The following is an 18,579-nucleotide window of genomic DNA, read 5'->3' on the forward strand; positions in this document are numbered from 1 at the left end:
GGCTTGGGCGCCTCGACGGGCGCTTGCGGCGCGGCGGCAGGCGCGGCTGCGGCTGCGGCCGGCGCCTTGGCTGGCGGCGCGTCCGCGCCCGGCTTGAGGTTGCCCTCGCCTTCGACTTCCAGGCGGATCAGTTCGCCGCCCACGGCCATGACCTGGCCCACTTCGCCGCCCAGCGCGACCACGCGGCCGACCACCGGCGCGGGAATCTCGACCGTGGCCTTGTCCGTCATGACGTCGGCCAGCGGCTGGTCCTCGGCGACCATGTCGCCGACCTTCACATGCCAGGCGACCAGTTCGACTTCCGCGATGCCTTCGCCGATGTCGGGCATCTTGATGACATGAATACCCATTCTCTCAACCCTCCATCGCGCGCTTGAACGCTTCGCCAACCCGGCGCGGGCCGGGGAAGTACGCCCATTCCTGCGCGTGCGGATACGGCGTATCCCAGCCGGTCACGCGCTCCACGGGCGCCTCCAGGTGATGGAAGCAGTGTTCTTGCACCAGCGAGATCAGCTCGGCGCCGAAGCCGCAGGTACGCGTGGCTTCATGCACCACCACGCAGCGGCCGGTCTTCTTGACCGAGTTGACGATGGTGTCCAGGTCCAGCGGCCACAGGCTGCGCAGGTCGATGACCTCGGCGTCGATGCCGGTTTCCTCGGCCGCGGTCAGCGACACGTGCACCGTGGTGCCGTAGGTCAGCACGGTCAGCGCGTTGCCGGGCCGCACGATGGCGGCCGAATCCAGCGGCACGGTGTAGTAGCCGGTGGGCACCACGCTGCCCGGACGCCCGGTCCAGGGCGTGACGGGCCGGTCGTGATGGCCGTCGAAGGGGCCGTTGTACAAGCGCTTGGGTTCCAGGAAGATCACCGGATCATCGTTCTCGATGGCGGCGATCAGCAGGCCCTTGGCGTCATAGGGGTTGGACGGCATGACCGTGCGCAGGCCGCAGACCTGCGTGAACATGGCCTCGGGGCTCTGGCTGTGGGTCTGGCCGCCGTAGATGCCGCCGCCGCAGGGCATGCGGATCGTCATCGGCGCGATGAACTCGTTGACCGAGCGGTAGCGCAGGCGCGCCGCCTCGGACACGATCTGGTCGGAAGCCGGATAGAAGTAGTCGGCGAACTGGATCTCGCACACCGGCCGCAGGCCGTAGGCGCCCATGCCCACCGCCACGCCGACGATGCCGCCCTCGGAGATCGGCGTGTCGAACACGCGCGAGCTGCCGTACTTGGTCTGCAGGCCTTCGGTGCAGCGGAACACGCCGCCGAAGTAGCCCACGTCCTGGCCGAATACCACCACGTTGTTGTCGCGCTCCAGCATCACATCCATGGCCGAGCGCAAAGCCTGGATCATGGTCATCGACGCGGACGCCGGACCGATATTGTTGTCGCTTGCCATGATCAGACTCCGAGCTGCTGGCGCTGCCGGCGCAGGTGCTCCGGCATGTCCTTGTACACGTCTTCGAAAATGCTGGCGGCGCTGGGGACGTGGCCGTCCACCAGGGTGCCGTAGCTTTCCGCTTCCTTTTGCGCGGCCAGGATCTCGGCGTCGAGTTCGGCGCGCACGGCTTCGTGCTCGGCTTCGGACCAGATGCCGCGCAGGATCAGGTGCTTCTTGAAGCGCTCGATCGGATCGCCCAGCGGGAAGTGGTTCCAGTCGTCGCCCGGACGGTACTTGGAAGGATCATCGGAGGTGGAGTGCGGGCCGGCGCGGTAGGTCACCCATTCGATCAGGGTCGGGCCCAGGTTGCTGCGGGCGCGCTCGGCGGCCCAGCGCGAGGCCGCGTACACGGCCAGGAAATCGTTGCCATCCACGCGCAGCGAGGCGATGCCACAACCCACGCCACGGCCGGCGAAGGTGGCGCCCTCGCCCCCGGCGATGGCCTGGAACGTGGAAATGGCCCACTGGTTGTTGACCACGTTCAGGATCACCGGCGCGCGGTACACGTGGGCAAAGGTCAGCGCGGTGTGGAAATCGGCCTCGGCGGTGGCGCCGTCGCCGATCCAGCCGGAGGCGATGCGCGTGTCGCCCTTGATGGCCGAGGCCATGCCCCAGCCCACCGCCTGGATGAACTGCGTGGCCAGGTTGCCCGAGATGCTGAAGAAGCCATTCTCGCGGTCGGAATACATGACCGGCAGCTGGCGGCCCTTGAGCGGGTCGCGCTCGTTGGACATGAGCTGGCACATCATGGTGACCAGCGAGACCTCGCGCGCCAGCAGGATGCTCTGCTGCCGGTAGGTCGGGAAACACATGTCGCCCTGTTCCAGCGCCAGCGCGTGGGCCGACCCGATGGCCTCCTCGCCCAGGCTCTGCATGTAGAAGGAAATCTTCTTCTTGCGCTGCGCGGTCAGCATGCGACCGTCGAAGATGCGCGTCTTCAGCATGGTCCGCATGCCGGCGCGCAGCAGCTCGTCGCTGATGTCCGGCGCCCACGGGCCAACGGCCTGGCCGTCCTCGTCGATCACGCGGATCAGGCTGTAGGCCAGATTGCCGGTGTCGATCGCGGCGACATCAATGGGGGGTTTGGGAACCTCGCCGGCAGGCGAGACGCGCAGATAGGAAAAGTCTGTCTTGCAACCCGGACGCCCTGTGGGCTCGGGGACGTGCAACTTCAACGGCCCGTACTGGCTCATAAATTGTCTCCACGCTTGATCGTGTCATGCGCATTCTTCTTCACAAGACAGGGCCCGAGGGGGTAGTCGCGGGCCTTGCCATCGCTGGCCATCGCGCGCGATTGGAGCGCGTGGCCGCCGGCCAGAGTAACACGGGCCAGGGGCCGGCGACGAGCCTTGAGCGCGGACGCGGCCCGGCGCCTTGTCACACCGGTGCGAGCCTTGGCGCGCCTTGCCCGCGCGCCGCCAGGCCGCGCCGGCATTGGCTGTGCGCCGCGCGCATGCCTGCCGTTGCGAATCCGGCGGACATGAAAAAACCCGGCCTGAGCCGGGTCTTGTCGTATCGCGCCGCGTGGCGTCCGCGCTGGCGCGCGGCGTCCGATCAGACGGGACCGTTCCACTCCGTGACGAATTCACGGAAGTCCGGACGCGTCGCCTGCGGCACCGCGCAAGCCGGCGTGCCCACGGCCAGGTAGCCCAGGAAACGGTAGTCCAGCGAGTCCAGGCCCAGCGCGTTCTGCACGTCCTCGACATAGGTGCCCATGCCGGTGCTCCAGAACGCGCCATAACCCAGCATGTGGACGGCGTTCAGCAGGTTCATGGCGGCGGCGCCGGTGGCCAGCAACTGTTCCTGTTCGGGGATCTTGGTGTTGTCGTGCGCGATCTTCTGCGCCACGGCGATGAACAGCGGCACGGCGGCCATCCATTCGCGCACGGACTTTTCCTTTTCGGGCGTCATGCGCGGATCGCCGCTGCGCTTGACCGCGCCGATCGCCACGTCGGCCAGCTTGGCGATGGCCTCGCCGCGAACCAGCACGAAGCGCCACGGGCGCAGCGCGCCGTGATCGGGCGCCGACATGGCGGCCTGCAGGATCTGCTCCAGTTCGTCCTGCTTGGGCGCCGGGGCGCGCAGGAATTTGACGGAGCGGCGGGAAGTCAGGGCGTGCAAGGGGGTGGCGGTCTGGGTAGTCGTCATGGCGTCTGCGAAATCTGGAATCCCGTTGGCGTCGGCCTGTGATGGGGCGACGCCAAATGGGAAAGAATCATATTCTCATATGTTAAGCGATCCCCGCGCCCGCGCGCCCTATCCCCCGGCGAACATCAAGGGAATCCGCGCGGCGTCCATACGGAAACCCGGGAAGTCTGTCGGGCGCGCGCGGGGAATGGGCCGTCAGCCCAGGTGCGTGTGCCGCTCCTGCCGTTCCTCGACCTGCATCTCGCTCAGGCCATGCAGGATGCCGCAGTCCTCGGCATCGGGCCGCGCCGACAGGCAGCGCTGGCGCAGCTCCGTCAGCTGGGTCTTGAGCTGTGTCAACTCGGCGATGCGCTCATCCACGTGCGCGATGTGCTCGTCGAACAGTTCGTTGATCGGGCCGCAGCCGCCATTCTGATGGTTGTCCGCCAGGGACAGGATGGCGCGGATCTCTTCCTGCGTCATGTCCAGCGCCCGGCAATTGCGGATCAGGCGCAGGCGCTCCAGCTGCAGCGGCCCGTAGCTGCGGTAATTGTTCAGCCCGCGCTCGGGCGCCGGCAGCAGGCCTTCCTTCTCGTAGTACCTGATGGTCTCGACCGTGGTGCCGGTCGCCGTCGCCAGTTCACCAATACGCATTTCCGCCTCCCGGATCGCATCCGATTGATGTAAGGGGGTTGACCCTATAGTAACTCCAAGGTGTCGAATAGGGTCACTGAGCATATTTCGAGGCGTGACGCGATGTCTTTAGCACCGATCAAACAACAGCCACATCCCCGGTCCGGCCACGACCATGACCATAGCCATGATCACGCGCATGGCCACGATCACGCACATGGCGACCACGGCCATGACCATGCCCACGGCCACAGCCATGACCACAACCACGACCACGACCACGACCACGACCATCAACATGATCACGCCAAGGACAGCTGCTGCGCCCACGGCGCCGCCGTCCCGCTGATCGCCGCGACGGCTGGTGCTTCGACGCTGCAGGCCGGTCCCGGCCAGTTGCTGGCGCGCCTGCGCATCGGCCAGATGGACTGCCCGACGGAAGAAACCCTGATCCGCAAGAAGCTCGGCGGCCTGGACGGCGTGCACGCGCTGGACTTCAACCTGATGCAGCGCGTGCTGACCGTGGTTCACGCCGAAGGCGCGCTGGAGCGCATCACGGCCGCCATCAAGTCGCTGGGCATGACGCCCGAGCCGCTGGCCGAGAACGCGCCGCGCCCGCCCGCGCCCGCCGCCAAGCCCGTGAACTGGTGGGCCATCGGCGGCGCCGGCCTGATGGCCGCGCTGTCCGAGTTCTCGCATTTCGCCGGCTGGTCCGTCTACGTCACCGCCGCGCTGGCCGTGGCCGCCATCCTGGCCTGCGGCCTGGACACTTACCGCAAGGGCTGGATCGCCGTGCGCAACGGCAATCTCAACATCAACGCCCTGATGAGCATCGCCGTCACCGGCGCGGTGCTGATCGGCCAATGGCCCGAGGCGGCCATGGTGATGTTCCTGTTCAACGTGGCCGAGCTGATCGAGGCGCGTTCGCTGGATCGCGCCCGCAACGCCATCCGCGGCCTGCTGGACCTGGCCCCCGAGACCGCCACGCGCCGGCAGCCCGACGGCACGTGGCAGGAAGTGCCGGCCGCGCAATTGCAGCCCGGCGACATCGTGCGCGTGCGGCCGGGCGAGCGCATCGCCGCCGACGGCGAGATCGTCAGCGGCCGCTCGGCCGTGGACCAGTCGCCCATCACCGGCGAAAGCCTGCCGGTGGAAAAGGCCGAGGGCGATCCCGTCTACGCCGCCACGGTCAACGCCTCGGGCTCGTTCGAATACCGCGTCACCGCCGCCGCCGGCAACACCACGCTGGCCCGCATCATCCACGCCGTGGAACAGGCCCAGGGCGCGCGCGCGCCGACGCAGCGCTTCATCGACCGCTTCTCGCGCATCTATACGCCGGTGGTGGTGGGCGTGGCCGTGCTGGTGGCCGTGGTGCCACCGCTGCTGTGGAGCCAGCCCTGGTTCGACGCCATCTACCGCGCGCTGGCGCTGCTGATCATCGCCTGCCCCTGCGCGCTGGTGATCTCCACGCCGGTCAGCATCGTCAGCGGCCTGACCGCCGCATCGCGACGCGGCATCCTGGTCAAGGGCGGCGTCTACCTCGAAGAAGGCCGCAACCTGCAATGGCTGGCGCTGGACAAGACCGGCACCCTGACCCACGGCAAGCCGGTGCAGACCGACCTGCAGGCCTGGGAACCGTCCGACCTGAGCCGCCAGCCCGCGGCGCTGGTCGCCGCCAGCCTGGCGGCGCGCTCCGACCACCCCGTGTCGCTGGCCGTGGCCAACGCGGCGCGCGAGGCCGGCCATCAGCTGCTGGACGTGGCCGACTTCGCCGCCCTGCCCGGCCGTGGCGTGGCCGGCGTGATCGACGGCGTGACCTTCCAGCTCGGCAACCGCCGCCTGATGCGCGAAGCCGGCGTGGCCAGCGACGCGCTGGAAGCGCGCATGGACGAACTGGAGCGCCAGGGCAAGAGCGTGATCGGCCTGACCGACGGCAGCCGCGTGCTGGCGCTGGCCGCCGTGGCCGACACCGTCAAGCCCACCAGCGCCGCCGCCATCGCCGAGCTGCACGCGCTGGGCGTGCGCACGCTGATGCTGACGGGCGACAACACGCCCACGGCCCGCGCCATCGCGGCCCAGGTCGGCATCGACGAGGCACGCGGCGACCAGCTGCCCGAGGACAAGCTGGCGGCCATCGAAAGCAAGCTGAGTCCGGCCGGCAAGGTCGGCATGGTGGGCGACGGCATCAACGACGCGCCCGCGCTGGCGCGCGCCGACATCGGCTTCGCCATGGGCGCGGCCGGCACCGGCACCGCCATCGAGACCGCAGACGTGGCGCTGATGGACGATGACCTGCGCAAGATCGGCGTGTTCCTGCGCCTGTCGCGCGCCACGCACAGCGTGTTGGTGCAGAACATCGCGCTGGCGCTGGGCATCAAGGCCGTGTTCCTGGCGCTGGCCATGACCGGCAACGCCACGCTGTGGATGGCCGTGTTCGCCGACGTGGGCGCCAGCCTGCTGGTGGTGGCCAACGGGCTGCGCCTGCTGCGCGCCGCGCCGGCCGCGCGCGCGGCCTAGGGCCGGGTCACCCCAGGCAGGCCCGGACCCGCCCTAGGCAGGCTCGACCTTCACCCGCCAGCCGGCCCCCAGCGGCGCCGCGGTGAACCTCAGCGGCAGGAACTGCCCGATGACGCCGAAGTTGCTGCGCGCATGCGCGGTCAGCTCGGTGCAGGTGTACTGCGCCGGCTGGCCGCGCCGCCATACGGCCAGGGCCAGCGGCAGCGCCCACTGGTCCGCCAGGTACGGGCCCAGCGCCGCGTCGCTGTCCAGGTAGGCTCGCACGTCCCGCGCCAGTTCCTGGGCCACCGCTTCGGCAGTCACGCCCTTGACGCCGAAACGCGTGTACACCTCGCAGACCTGCTCATGCTCCAAGGTGGCCAGCAGCGCGTTGCCCGGTCCTTCGTGCTGGCGCGTGGCGGCCACGCGCAACTGATCCCCGGTCCAGCCCAGCGCCTCGCCCAGATGTTCCAGCTCGCGCCGCGCGACGGCGCGCGGCAGGGCCGGCGCATGGCATTCGGCATAGCTGGCGGCGGGCGCGCCGCGCTCGATAAGGTCGAACGGCTCCAGCTGATCGGCGGCCGGCCAGATCCGCGCCTCGATCTCGCCGCCACCGGCCGGGTAGAAACCCATCCTGAGCAGGTTCAGTTCCGCCTTGGCGCCCAATCGGGCCAGCAAGGGCGCGTAGCTGCGCGCCAGGAAATGGAACGGTGGCGCGGCGGGGTTGTGCGTGCCGCCGCCCAGCGACAGGCGGCTGGGCCCGTCGGCCATCATCAGCGCCGGCCACAGCGTCTGCAACAGCAGCCCGCAGCTGCCCGCCGTGCCCAGGTGGAAACGGTAGTCGCCCGCGCGCGGCTTGCCGGGCGCGAAGCTCAGCGACTGCGAGTTCATTTCCCCGCCTTGCACGCGCGCGCCGCTGATCTCGGCCGCGGCGGTGACGCAGCCCAGGTGCTGGCGCATCAGGCCGGGCTTGGCGCGCCCGGCGCGGATGCGGTTCATGGAAAAAGGCTGGCCCGTGCACATGGACAGCGCCAGCGAAGTACGCAGCAGTTGGCCGCCGCCCTCCCCGGCGGCCCCATCGATCTCGATCACTTTTGTATCCTTCAAATCATTATTTCAAGCGGGCGTGGCATCGAAATGCAGCACCGCCTCGCGCAGGTAGCGGTCCAGCCGCGCCAGGTCCGGCCGGTCGCCAGCGACCGGGACATGCGCCTGCGCCGACTCCAGCTCGCGCAGGATGAAGTCGTGCAGGCCCGGCCAGCGCGGGCTGGTGGCGGCCTCGCCCGCCCGCATCTTCACCGCCAGCAAGGCGTTGAGCTCTTCCAGCAGCGCCGGTTCGGTCACCATCTCGCTCGCCAGCTCAGCGAAGCGCATGGGCGGCGCGCCGCGTCCTTCCCGGATCCAGCGCGCCGCCAGCAGCGGCCGCAGCACGTACAGGTACTTCTTGTAGCGCACGACCTCGCCCAGCAGGTGCTCGCGCAGGTTCTTGCGGGCCATGGACACGTAATGGTGATAGCCGCGCACCAGCGAGAATTCCTCCTCGGCCAGCGCGCGCAGGCGCGGCGCCCAGGGTTCGACCGCCCGATAGACGATGGGCGAGCGCAGCCATTCCAGCAACGTGGGATTGGAATCGCGCAGCAGGCCCAGCGTCTTGCGCAGGTCCCAGCCGTTGATGTCCAGATCGCCGCTGATCGGCTGCTCGATGACGTCGCGCCCGGGCAGCACGGTCAGATACCAGGGCAGCCGGTGCACGTAGACGAAACGCACGTCGTAATCGCTGTCGGGCGAGGCGAAGCCCCAGCCCCGGCTGCCCGACTCGCAGGCATACAGCACCGTCACCTGGTGCTGGCGCTCGATATCCGCGAGTTTCTCGGCGATGAGCGTCCGCATGTCGTCCGACACCGGATGCGCGCTCAGGACGCTTTCCTGCTTCATGTTCCTCTCCTTGCGGAACGGGGCTCTCGCCCCGTTCCGTCAACCTTTCACGCACACCACCTGTTTCAGGGTGTGCACCACTTCCACCAGATCGCGCTGCGCCGCCATGACGGCGTCGATGTCCTTGTAGGCCATCGGGATCTCGTCGATGACGTTGGCGTCCTTGCGGCATTCCACGCCTTCCGTCGCGCGCACCTGGTCTTCCACCGAAAACAGCTTCTTGGCCTTGGTGCGGCTCATGACGCGGCCGGCGCCGTGGCTGCAGCTTTCGAAGCTTTCCGGGTTGCCCAGGCCGCGCACGATGTAGCTGCGCGCGCCCATGCTGCCCGGGATGATGCCCAGCTCGCCGCGCTTGGCGCTGACCGCGCCCTTGCGGGTCACGAACACGTCCTCGCCGAAGTGGCGCTCGCGCTGCACGTAATTGTGGTGACAGTTCACCGCCTCCACGTGCGACTCGAAGGGCTTGGCGATGACCTTGCGCACGGTCGCGATCAGGTTGGCCATCATCACCTCGCGGTTGCGCAGCGCGAACTTCTGCGCCCACGACACCGCGCGCACATAATGGCCGAAATACTGGGCGCCTTCCTCGAAATAGGCCAGGTTCTCGTCCGGCAGGTTGCTCTGGTGGCGCTGCGCGTCCTTCTTGGCCAGCTCGATGAAGTGCGTGCCGATGGCGTTGCCCACGCCGCGCGAGCCCGAGTGCAGCATGAACCACACGAAGCCCGCCTCATCCAGGCAGACCTCGATGAAGTGGTTGCCCGTGCCCAGCGTGCCCAGGTGCTTGCGGTTGTTGGTGTTGCGCAGGCGCGGATGCAGCTCGCACAGCGCGTCGAACTCGTCGGCCAGCGTGGCCCAGACCTGGTCCACGGACACGGGCGGGTTCTCCCAGCTGCCCGTGTCGCGGCGGCCACGCGGCGCCGATCCATGCGGCACGGCCTGCTCGATGGCCGAGCGCAGCGGGCCCAGGTTGTCGGGCAGGTCTTCGGCGCGCAGCGTGGTCTTGGCCGCCATCATGCCGCAGCCGATGTCCACGCCCACCGCCGCCGGGATGATGGCCTTGAGGGTCGGGATCACCGAGCCCACGGTCGCGCCAATGCCCAGGTGCACGTCCGGCATGGCCGCGATGTGCTTGAACACGATGGGCAGGCGGGCGGCATTGGCCAGCTGGAGCTTGGCGTCGTCTTCGACGGGCACGCCCTTGGTCCACATTTTCACCGGCACGCCGCCGGCGACTTCTTCGATGTTGTAGTTCTGGTTCGTCATGTTGATCTTCTTTTTGCTGCTGAACAATTTACCGGCTTTCCAGGGAAAGCCGTCTAGATGAGGATGATGCCTTGCATGCCGCGCCCGGCCCGAGGATTACCCGGACCGGCCCGGCTGGAAAAAATGCGCGACCAGAGTGGCAGGACGTAGCCAACGCCGGTTTCCCGGCTGGGGATTCGAACCCCGCGGCGCACCGATGTAGTCCTGCCGGCATTCGCGCGTAATCGATACTTCATGTTCCTTTACTTCCGTTGCCTGTGGCGAGCAAGGGACGACTAGTTCATGAACGAGACGGACAATTGGAAGATGTAGTCCCGTTCGCATTCGTCCAACCCGCCCCGGCGGATCATCCCCCGGAGCAAGACGGTGCGCGACCAGATTGGCAAGACGTAGCCTGCTCCGGTTTCCCGGCCTGGGGATTTGAACCCCGTGGCATCCGATGTAGTCCTGCCGGCATTCGCGCGTAATCGATACTGCTTGTTCCCTTGGATCCGCCGGGCGCCCTATTGCACGCCCAGCGTCACCGCTTCAATCTCGCCGACCCAGTGGCCGGCGCCCATGCGCCCCTCGGCGAAGTTGGCGATCATCTCGAACACGGCGTCGGAAAAACCGCCCACGTTCAGGATGTCCGCGCGTTCCGCCGCCTGCGTGGTCGCATGCGGCTGGATGTCGATACACACCAGCCGCGCGCCCGGGTTGCGCTGCTTGAGCGTCTCCCATTCACGCATGGTCGCGGTGGCGCCATTGCGCCGCGCGTCCATCCAGGACTCGTTGTCCGAGACCAGGATCACCAGGTCCACCTGCGCCCCCTCGCGGTTCAGGCGAGCCTGCGGCGCGCTGCAGCGGGTGCCGCCGCCGCCGATGCTGGCCAGCTTCTGCGCGTTGGTCATGACCGAATCACGCGGATTCATGCGCACGTCGACCACGTCGAAGTCGAACGGCAGCACGCGGGCCCGGCGATTCTTGCGCAGCACGGCGGCGGCCACCAGGGCGGCCACGTCGATGCAGCGCACGGTCGACGTCGCCGAACCGGCCCAGCCCGTGGCCGAGGAACGCATGGACCCCGACACGTCGGGACACACGACCACCCGCCCGTGCAGGCCGGGCACATTGGCGATCGCCAGTTCCATCGCGTCCTGCAACGCGTCCTGCACCACCGCCGGCGCCGTCTCGCCCGCCGCCTTGAAGGCCGACATCAGCTGGTAAGGCAGCACCCGCGCCCGGGCCACGGCCTGCGGATCGCGCAGCTTGGCGGCGATGGCCTTGGCCATGCCGGGCTGCTCGAACACGCCGTGGCGCGCGAAGGTGTTCAGGTTCTGGCGCACCATCTGCCAGGACCCGGCCCGCGCGACCTGCGCCCACTGCGCCGGCGTCATGCCGAGCGAAGTTAGCATCTGGAACGGCACGTCCGGCGGCTCGCCCGTGGCATCGCGCTTGAAGCGTTCGAACGCCTGCGTCGCGGGCGGCAGCGCGGCCTCGTCATGGGGCTTGCCGATCAGCCAGGCGAACCAGGCCGCGCGCCAGGCCTCGGCGGGCTTGGGATGCACCATCTTGACCACGTCCGCCAGCGAAGGCGCATTGCCCACGGCCGCGTTCAGCAGCTGCTTTTCGGTGGCCTCCAGCAGCCAGCGCTGCACCAGCTTCTTGGGCCGCGTGCCCAGCGACTTGCGCCCCACGGCGCCGCTGCGCAGGATCTGCACGAAATTGCGCAGCATCTTGCCGTTGTCGACCACTCGCGGGAACACCTGCGCCAGCAGCTCCAGGTCGCGCACCGCCAGGATCGCGGCCAGCAAGGCCGGCATGTCCTTCATATGGCCGGACTCGCGGGCATAGACCGCCGTCCTGGCCACGAAGGCCGGATCCACCTCGGCCGCCAGCGCCATCACGCGATCGAGCTGGTCCTGCGCCTGGGCGTAGAACGTCTGGCGCAGGCAGCCGGTGGCGGCGAGCTGGGCCAGCTGGTGGCGCGGGCTGAACGCATAGGCCGGCGCCAGTTCGTTATTGGTATCCAGGGCCGCCGGCAGCATCGCGCCGCGCTGGGACTGGAAGAGTTGCGTGTTGACCATGGAGCATTCTCCTTCTTGCATACGATTTGTCGTCTATGCCTTTCCTTATGCAAAGGGCGTGCCAGCTTTCAGGCCAGCGCTTGAAGAATTTTCCAAACCATTGATTTTCAAATGATTAATTATTTTTTCTCAGCGATCAACAGAATCCAGGCCAATTCTTCACTTCTGATTTATATAGAATATTGGCTAGCCATTTATCTAATCAGCTATCCCGACTCATGCAAAAGAAGAACGTCGTCATCGGCTTCCTGGGCACCCAGCTGGATGCTGGCCAGGGCGCGGGCCGCTGGTCGAAATGGCGGCCCACGGTATCGCTGGTCCAGCACGAGGACACGCTGATCGACCGGCTGGAGCTGTTCTATCCAACGCGCCACCAGGCCCTGGCGCGGCTGGTGGAGCAGGACATCGCCAATCTGTCGCCCGACACCGTCGTGAATCTGATCCCGATGGACTTCGCCGATCCCTGGGACTTCGGCGAGATGTACGCGGCGCTGTACGACTGGACGCGCGGCTACCGCTTCGATCCCGAGCGCGAGCAGTATTGGGCGCACATCACCACCGGCACCCACGTCGCGCAGATCTGCATGTTCCTGATGGTGGAATCGCGCACCATTCCCGGCCTGCTGTTGCAGACCTCCCCGCCCAGGAAGCAGGCGGGCGAGAGCCCCGGCAAGTACACGCTGATCGACCTGGACCTGTCGCGCTACGATGTGCTGGCCCGGCGCTTCAACCAGGCGCGGGACGACGCGCTGGAATTCCTCAAGAGCGGCATCCCCACGCGCAACAAAGCCTTCAACCGGCTGATCGAAGAGATCGAACGGGTGGCGGTGCGCTCGCAAGCGCCCATCCTGCTGACCGGCCCCACCGGCGCGGGCAAGTCGCATCTGGCGCGGCGCATGTACGAACTGAAGAAATCCCGCCATCAGGTGCAGGGCGAGTTCGTCGAGGTCAATTGCGCCACGCTGCGCGGCGACGGCGCCGCCTCGACGCTGTTCGGCCACAAGAAAGGCGCCTTCACCGGCGCGGCCGCCGACCGGGCCGGCCTGCTGCGCACCGCCCACCAGGGCGTGCTGTTCCTGGACGAGATCGGCGAACTGGGCCTGGACGAACAGGCCATGCTGCTCAAGGCTGTTGAAGAAAAGCGCTTCCTGCCCATGGGCAGCGACCGCGAGACCAGCAGCGATTTTCAGCTGATCGCCGGCACCCACCGCGACCTGCGCGTGGACGTGGCGCAGGGGCGCTTTCGCGAAGACCTGTATGCGCGCATCAACCTCTGGTCCTATGCCCTGCCCGGCCTGGCGCAGCGGCCCGAGGACATCGAGCCCAACGTCGATCACCTGCTGATGCGATCCGCCGAGGAAACCGGCGCCGTGGTCCGCTTCAATGCCGAGGCGCGGACGCGCTACCTGAAATTCGCCAAGTCGGCCGAGGCCAAATGGACCGGCAACTTCCGCGACCTGTCGGCCAGCGTGACACGGCTGGCAACGCTGGCCGACGGCGGACGCATACCGGTGGAGCTGGTGGAAGCCGAGATCCAGCGCCTGCACTGGCTGTGGCAGCGCGGCGCGCCCGCCGGCGTTGGCGGCGGCAACGGCGATGGCAAGACCCGCCTGGACGCCCTGCTGCCCGATGGCGCGGCCGACGCGCTGGACCTGTTCGACCGCATGCAACTGGAAGCCGTCATCGGCGTGTGCCATGCATCGGACTCGTTGTCCGAGGCGGGCCGCAAGCTCTATGACCGCTCGCGCACCCAGCGCACCGTGGTCAATGACGCCGACCGGCTGCGCAAGTACCTGTTGAAGTTCGGCCTGAACTGGGAAGGCGTTTCCGGCCGGGAAGGCTGAAGCCGGCCGGGTTCCACCAAATGCAAGGCCCCGGGACAGCGCGCCGCCCCGGGGCCGGACCTGAGCGTACGTCCGGACTCAGCCGGCCTGCTCTTCCTGCGGCCAGTCGCGCAGCACCGGCGCGTCCGGCGCGCCCGGGCCGACCTCGCGCAGATGATCATGCTGCAACAACGCCATGCGATAGGCATCGCGATAGGCGCCGTTGGAGAAGAACTCTTCCTTCAGCAGACCCTCGATGCGAAAGCCGCAACGCTCATAGATATGGACGGCGGCGGCATTGTCCTTGTCCACCACCAGGTAGACCTTGTGCAGGTTCAGCACGCGGAAGGCATAGCCCACCGCGATGCGCGTGGCCGCCTTGGCATAGCCGCGCCCCTGGTAGCTGGGCGCGATGATGATCTGGAATTCCGCGCGGCGGTGGATGTAGTCGATCTCGACCAGCTCGACCAGCCCCGCCGGCTCGCCGGTGTCGCGCTCGATGATGAAGCGCCGCTCGTTCTGGTCGTGCAGGTGGCGGTCGTACAGGGCAACCAGTTCGTCGTAGGCCTCGTAGGGTTCCTCGAACCAGTACCGCATGATGACGTCGTTGTTGTTGATCTTGTGCACGAAGTGCAGGTCGCCGCGCTCCAGCGGGCGGATCTTGATATCGGACATGACCGACATGATGAGTACCTCCGGGTGTGTCTGGATCTTATCCGAAGCAGGCAAGATCTGCCCCGAAACGGCCTGATACCGCCATTCCCGCATTTACATCAGCCATGGGTGACGCTTTCCAGCGCATTGTTCCCGGAATACCGCGTCATTGGCTGATCTTGACCTTGCGGACCTTGCCCGGAACCTCCTCGCAGAAGGCCGGCAGCCCCTGCTCGATTCGGCGCATCAGCTCGCTCGCCGCCGACGACAGAGGCCGGCCCAGCCGCAGCAGCGCCTGGCATTCCGGCGAACTCAGGATCGGATGCGCGATGGGCAGAGCCACCAGCTCGCCGCTGGCCACCTCGTGATGCACGCCCAGATTGGGCATCAGCGTCACGCCGGCGCCGCTCATCGCGTACTGCTTGAGCACGCGCAGCGAGTTGGTGGTCAGGCTGGGCGTCAGGTGGATGCGCTCGGTGAACTCCAGCAGGTCCACCGCCTGTCTCAACCCGTAGGGCGCGGACATCAGCGCGAAGGGATACGGCAGGATGTCGGCGATGGTCAGCGGCGCGCGATGGCGCGCCAGCGCGTGGTCCGGACGGGTCAGCAGGCAGACCGGGTGCTTGCGGCTGGCGCGGCAGCGCAGGCGCGGATCCACCGGCGGGTTGTAGGCCAGGCCGATATGGGCGGCGTCCGAGGCCACGGCCTCGACCACCTCGTTGACCGAGCCGACGTTGACGCTGATGTTGATGCGCGGATGCTCGATGCAGAACGGGCCGATCACATGCTCCATCAGGCTGTCGATGAAACCCTCGCTGATCATCAGCTGCACGCTGCCGCGCTGCATGCCGCGCAGTTCCTGCAGCCGCGCGCCCAGATGCTCCTGTTGCGCGCGGCAGGCGCGGTAGTACTCCAGCAGCATGTCCGCCGCCTCGGTCGGCGTCAGTCCGCGCGAGCGGCGCTCGAACAGCGCCACGCCCAGCTCCTTCTCCAGCAGCTGGATCTGGCGGCTGACTACCGAGGCCGCCGTGTCCAGCTTTTCGGCCGCACCGCGCACCGAGCCGCAGGCGACCACCTCATGGAAGTAGCGCAAGCGGCTCTGGCTGATTTCCTGCATGTCGTTTCCTTTTCTTGCCCAATCGTTGCCTATTAGGCAACGATAATTCATATTCCAGGTCATTGCTTCGAACACACTGCCCTTCCGATAATTGCGCCTCCACGGCCCCTTCCGGCGCCGCGGCTACCTTTATCGACCGCGGGCGCAGACCCGCGCAGGAGACATGCAATGCCCCATCCCGCCACGCAGGGCGCCGACCCGCGCCTGGGACCGCTGTACCGCAAGATCACGTGGCGCCTGCTGCCGTTCTTGTTGCTGTGCTACGTCTTTGCCTACCTGGACCGCATCAACATCGGCTTCGCCAAGCTGCAGATGCAGCAGGACATCGGCATCTCCGACGCCGTCTATGGACTGGGCGCCGGCATCTTCTTCCTGGGCTATGTGATGTTCGAGGTGCCCAGCAACCTGCTGCTGGCCCGCATCGGCGCGCGCCGCACCATCAGCCGCATCATGGTGCTGTGGGGCCTGACCTCGGCGTCCATGCTGTTCGTGCAGGGCGAATGGAGCTTCTACGTGCTGCGCTTCATGCTCGGCGTGTTCGAGGCCGGCTTCGCGCCCGGCATGATCTTCTACCTGACCTACTGGTATTCGCAGTCGCGCATGGCGGGCGTCATGGCGGTGGTGATGCTGGCCGGCCCCATCGGCGGCATCGTCGGCGGCCCGGTGTCGGCCTGGATCATGACGGTCTTCTCCGGCGCGCACGGCCTGGACGGCTGGCAATGGATGTTCCTGCTGGAAGGCCTGCCCTGTGTGCTGATCGGCATCGTCGCCTACCGCTACCTGGACGACAAGCCCGCCGAGGCCAAATGGCTCAGCGCCGAGGAAAAAGCGCTGCTGGCCGCCGACCTGGACGCGCGCTCGGGCCAGCAGAAGCACGCCTTCCGCCAGGTGCTGCGCGACCCCGCCATCTACGGCATGGCGCTGACCTACTTCTGCCTGATCTGCGGCATCTATGCGGTCAGCTTCTGGCTGCCCACGCTGCTCAAGCTGGCCGGCGTGAAGGACACCATGGAAATCGGCCTGTACTCGGCCGTGCCCTACATCGCCGCGGCCGCCTTCATGCTGCTGTTCGCGCGCAGTTCCGACCGCATGCAGGAACGCCGCTGGCACACGCTGGTGCCCGCCCTGCTGGCCGGCGTCGCCCTGTGCGTGGCCACCGCCGCGCCGACCCAGTTCGCGCTGTCGCTGGCCGCCATCACGCTGGCCACCGGCTTCATGTGGGCTTCCTACACGGTGTTCTGGGCGATTCCCTCGCAATACCTGAAAGGCGAGGCCGCCGCCGGCGGCATCGCGCTGATCAACAGCATCGGCCTGCTGGGCGGCTTCCTCAGCCCGTCCATCATCGGCTGGGTCAAGGAATCGACCGGCTCGCTGGCCGGCGGCCTGTACGCGATCTCCGCCCTGCTGGTGGCCGGCGCCCTGCTGCTGCTGGTCAACCGCCCGTCCCAATCCGCGCACGCGACCGCGCGCGCCTGAACGCCACGACAGGAAACCCATCATGCACATCCTGGTTGCCGGATTCCAGCACGAAACCAATACCTTCGCGCCGTCCAAGGCCGGCTATGACAACTTCGTCCGCGGCGAGGGCTTTCCCGCCATGGTGCGCGGCGAGGCCATGCTGGCGCTGCGGCAGGTGAACATCCCCGCCGGCGGCTTCATCAACGCCGTCGTGGCGCAGGGCCACACGGTGCGCACCGTGATCTGGGCCGGCGCCAGCCCGTCCGCCCATGTCACCACCGACGCCTATGAGCGCATCGCCGGCGAGATCGTCGAGGCGGCGCGCGAAGGCGGCTACGACGCCGTCTACCTGGACCTGCACGGCGCCATGGTCGCCGAGCATCTGGACGACGGCGAAGGCGAGCTGCTGGCGCGCGTGCGCCAGGCCGTCGGCCCGGCCGTGCCCGTCATCGCCAGCTTGGACCTGCACGCCAACGTCACCGCGCAGATGCTGGGCGAGGCCGACGGCCTGGCCGCCTTCCGCACCTATCCGCACGTGGACATGGCCGACACTGGCGAGCACGCCGCCCGCCTGCTGCTGGCCCGCCTCGAAGCCGGCGCCAACTGGCACCGTGCCGAGCGCCGCCTGCCCTTCCTGATCCCGATCAACGGCATGTGCACCCTGCTGCAGCCGTCGCGCGGCGTCTACGAAGAACTGGCGCAGCTGGAACAGGCGCCGGGCGTGGCGTCGATATCCTTCGCGCCGGGCTTCCCGGCCGCCGACTTCGACGAATGCGGCCCGGTGGTCTGGGCCTACGGCACCGACGCGGCCGCCGCCGAACAGGCCGCCGAGACGCTGTACCAGCGCGTGCTGGCGCTGGAACCGCAATGGTCGCCCGACTTCCTGGAACCGGCCGAGGCCGTGCGCCGTGCCCAGGCCCTGGCCGCCGGCGCCTCGCGCCCGGTGGTCATCGCCGACACGCAGGACAATCCCGGCGCGGGCGGCGACGCCAACACCACCGGCATGCTGCGCGCGCTGGTCGAGGCCGACGCGCAGAACGCCGCGCTGGGCCTGTTCTACGACCCCGAAGTGGTGGGACAGGCGGTGGCCGCCGGCGTCGGCGCCAAGCTGCGCCTGCGCCTGGGCGGGCAATCCGGCGTGGCCGGCGACGCCCCCTTCGAGGGCGAATTCACGGTCGAGACGCTGTCGCCGGGCCGGCTGCGCTTTGACGGCCCCATGATGAACGGCATGGACGTGGACCTGGGCGCCGTGGCCACGCTGCGCATCGGCGGCGTGCGCGTGGTGGTCAGCGCCACCAAGACGCAGATGCTGGACCGCAACCTGTTCCGCGTCGGCGGCGTGCAGCCCGAAGAGATGTCCATCCTGGTGGTGAAAAGCTCGGTGCACTTCCGCGCCGACTTCCAGCCCATCGCGCACGAGGTGCTGGTGGCCAAGGCCCCCGGCCCCATGCAGGCCGACCCCGCCGACCTGCCCTGGACGCGCCTGCGCCCCGGCATCCGCGTCAAGCCTCTGGGCCGCGCCTTCGCTGGCTGAACGACATGCGCCCGCGCCGGCACGGAGCCGGAC

The 18,579-nt window shown here is 68.0% G+C and carries 15 protein-coding genes; 4 read left to right on the forward strand and 11 right to left on the reverse strand.

Features of this window, described 5'->3' with window-relative positions; all coding sequences use genetic code 11:
* The 5 genes from AC6LJ9_RS27250 to cadR form a co-directional block, all read right to left on the reverse strand.
* On the reverse strand, window positions 1-350 hold a 350-nt coding region (locus AC6LJ9_RS27250; protein ID WP_498149974.1), incomplete at its 3' end, for a biotin/lipoyl-containing protein.
* Between the two features lie 4 nt (window positions 351-354).
* On the reverse strand, window positions 355-1,398 hold the full coding sequence (locus tag AC6LJ9_RS27255) for an alpha-ketoacid dehydrogenase subunit beta (RefSeq protein ID WP_212317754.1): 1,044 nt from the start codon (window positions 1,396-1,398) through the stop codon (window positions 355-357).
* Between the two features lie 2 nt (window positions 1,399-1,400).
* Window positions 1,401-2,633: a 3-methyl-2-oxobutanoate dehydrogenase (2-methylpropanoyl-transferring) subunit alpha gene (locus AC6LJ9_RS27260; protein WP_212317752.1), complete on the reverse strand. Its 1,233-nt coding sequence runs from the start codon at window positions 2,631-2,633 to the stop codon at window positions 1,401-1,403.
* Window positions 2,634-2,994: 361 nt separating this feature from the next.
* Entirely contained in the window at window positions 2,995-3,588 is a 594-nt protein-coding gene (locus AC6LJ9_RS27265; RefSeq protein WP_212317750.1) for a nitroreductase family protein, read from the reverse strand.
* A 195-nt stretch (window positions 3,589-3,783) separates the two neighbouring features.
* Window positions 3,784-4,221, reverse strand: coding sequence for a Cd(II)/Pb(II)-responsive transcriptional regulator (cadR, locus tag AC6LJ9_RS27270; RefSeq protein WP_212317748.1), 438 nt, complete (start codon window positions 4,219-4,221; stop codon window positions 3,784-3,786).
* 102 nt (window positions 4,222-4,323) lie between these two features.
* Between cadR and AC6LJ9_RS27275 the strand changes: the two genes are divergently transcribed.
* Complete coding sequence (locus AC6LJ9_RS27275) at window positions 4,324-6,717, forward strand: heavy metal translocating P-type ATPase (RefSeq protein WP_498149975.1); 2,394 nt, start codon at window positions 4,324-4,326, stop codon at window positions 6,715-6,717.
* A 33-nt stretch (window positions 6,718-6,750) separates the two neighbouring features.
* Here the strand turns inward: AC6LJ9_RS27275 and rtcA are convergent, their stop codons facing one another.
* The 4 genes from rtcA to AC6LJ9_RS27295 form a co-directional block, all read right to left on the reverse strand.
* Window positions 6,751-7,788 carry an RNA 3'-terminal phosphate cyclase gene (gene rtcA, locus AC6LJ9_RS27280; RefSeq protein WP_498149976.1) on the reverse strand — a complete coding sequence of 346 codons (1,038 nt, stop codon included), beginning with the start codon at window positions 7,786-7,788 and terminating at the stop codon, window positions 6,751-6,753.
* A gap of 24 nt (window positions 7,789-7,812) precedes the next feature.
* Window positions 7,813-8,631 carry a nucleotidyltransferase domain-containing protein gene (locus tag AC6LJ9_RS27285; protein WP_498149977.1) on the reverse strand — a complete coding sequence of 273 codons (819 nt, stop codon included), beginning with the start codon at window positions 8,629-8,631 and terminating at the stop codon, window positions 7,813-7,815.
* Between the two features lie 39 nt (window positions 8,632-8,670).
* Window positions 8,671-9,894: an RtcB family protein gene (locus AC6LJ9_RS27290; RefSeq protein ID WP_212317735.1), complete on the reverse strand. Its 1,224-nt coding sequence runs from the start codon at window positions 9,892-9,894 to the stop codon at window positions 8,671-8,673.
* A gap of 503 nt (window positions 9,895-10,397) precedes the next feature.
* A complete protein-coding gene (locus AC6LJ9_RS27295) occupies window positions 10,398-11,960 on the reverse strand; it encodes a vWA domain-containing protein (protein WP_498149978.1) in 1,563 nt (520 codons plus the stop codon).
* 218 nt (window positions 11,961-12,178) lie between these two features.
* Between AC6LJ9_RS27295 and rtcR the strand changes: the two genes are divergently transcribed.
* The gene (rtcR, locus tag AC6LJ9_RS27300; protein ID WP_498149979.1) at window positions 12,179-13,804 is read left to right on the forward strand and encodes an RNA repair transcriptional activator RtcR; all 1,626 of its coding nucleotides are present in this window, start codon (window positions 12,179-12,181) and stop codon (window positions 13,802-13,804) included.
* Window positions 13,805-13,882: 78 nt separating this feature from the next.
* Here rtcR and speG read toward each other — a convergent pair whose 3' ends face one another.
* The gene (speG, locus tag AC6LJ9_RS27305; RefSeq protein WP_103273914.1) at window positions 13,883-14,467 is read right to left on the reverse strand and encodes a spermidine N1-acetyltransferase; all 585 of its coding nucleotides are present in this window, start codon (window positions 14,465-14,467) and stop codon (window positions 13,883-13,885) included.
* 136 nt (window positions 14,468-14,603) lie between these two features.
* The gene (locus AC6LJ9_RS27310; protein WP_498149980.1) at window positions 14,604-15,554 is read right to left on the reverse strand and encodes a LysR family transcriptional regulator; all 951 of its coding nucleotides are present in this window, start codon (window positions 15,552-15,554) and stop codon (window positions 14,604-14,606) included.
* Between the two features lie 168 nt (window positions 15,555-15,722).
* Here AC6LJ9_RS27310 and AC6LJ9_RS27315 point away from each other — a divergent pair, with 168 nt between their 5' ends.
* Window positions 15,723-17,030 (forward strand): MFS transporter, encoded by a 1,308-nt coding sequence (locus AC6LJ9_RS27315; protein ID WP_498149981.1) that lies wholly within the window; start codon window positions 15,723-15,725, stop codon window positions 17,028-17,030.
* A gap of 22 nt (window positions 17,031-17,052) precedes the next feature.
* A complete protein-coding gene (locus AC6LJ9_RS27320) occupies window positions 17,053-18,546 on the forward strand; it encodes a M81 family metallopeptidase (protein ID WP_498149982.1) in 1,494 nt (497 codons plus the stop codon).
* Window positions 18,547-18,579 lie beyond the last annotated feature (33 nt).

The organism is Achromobacter sp. 1011811831, from assembly GCF_059760905.1.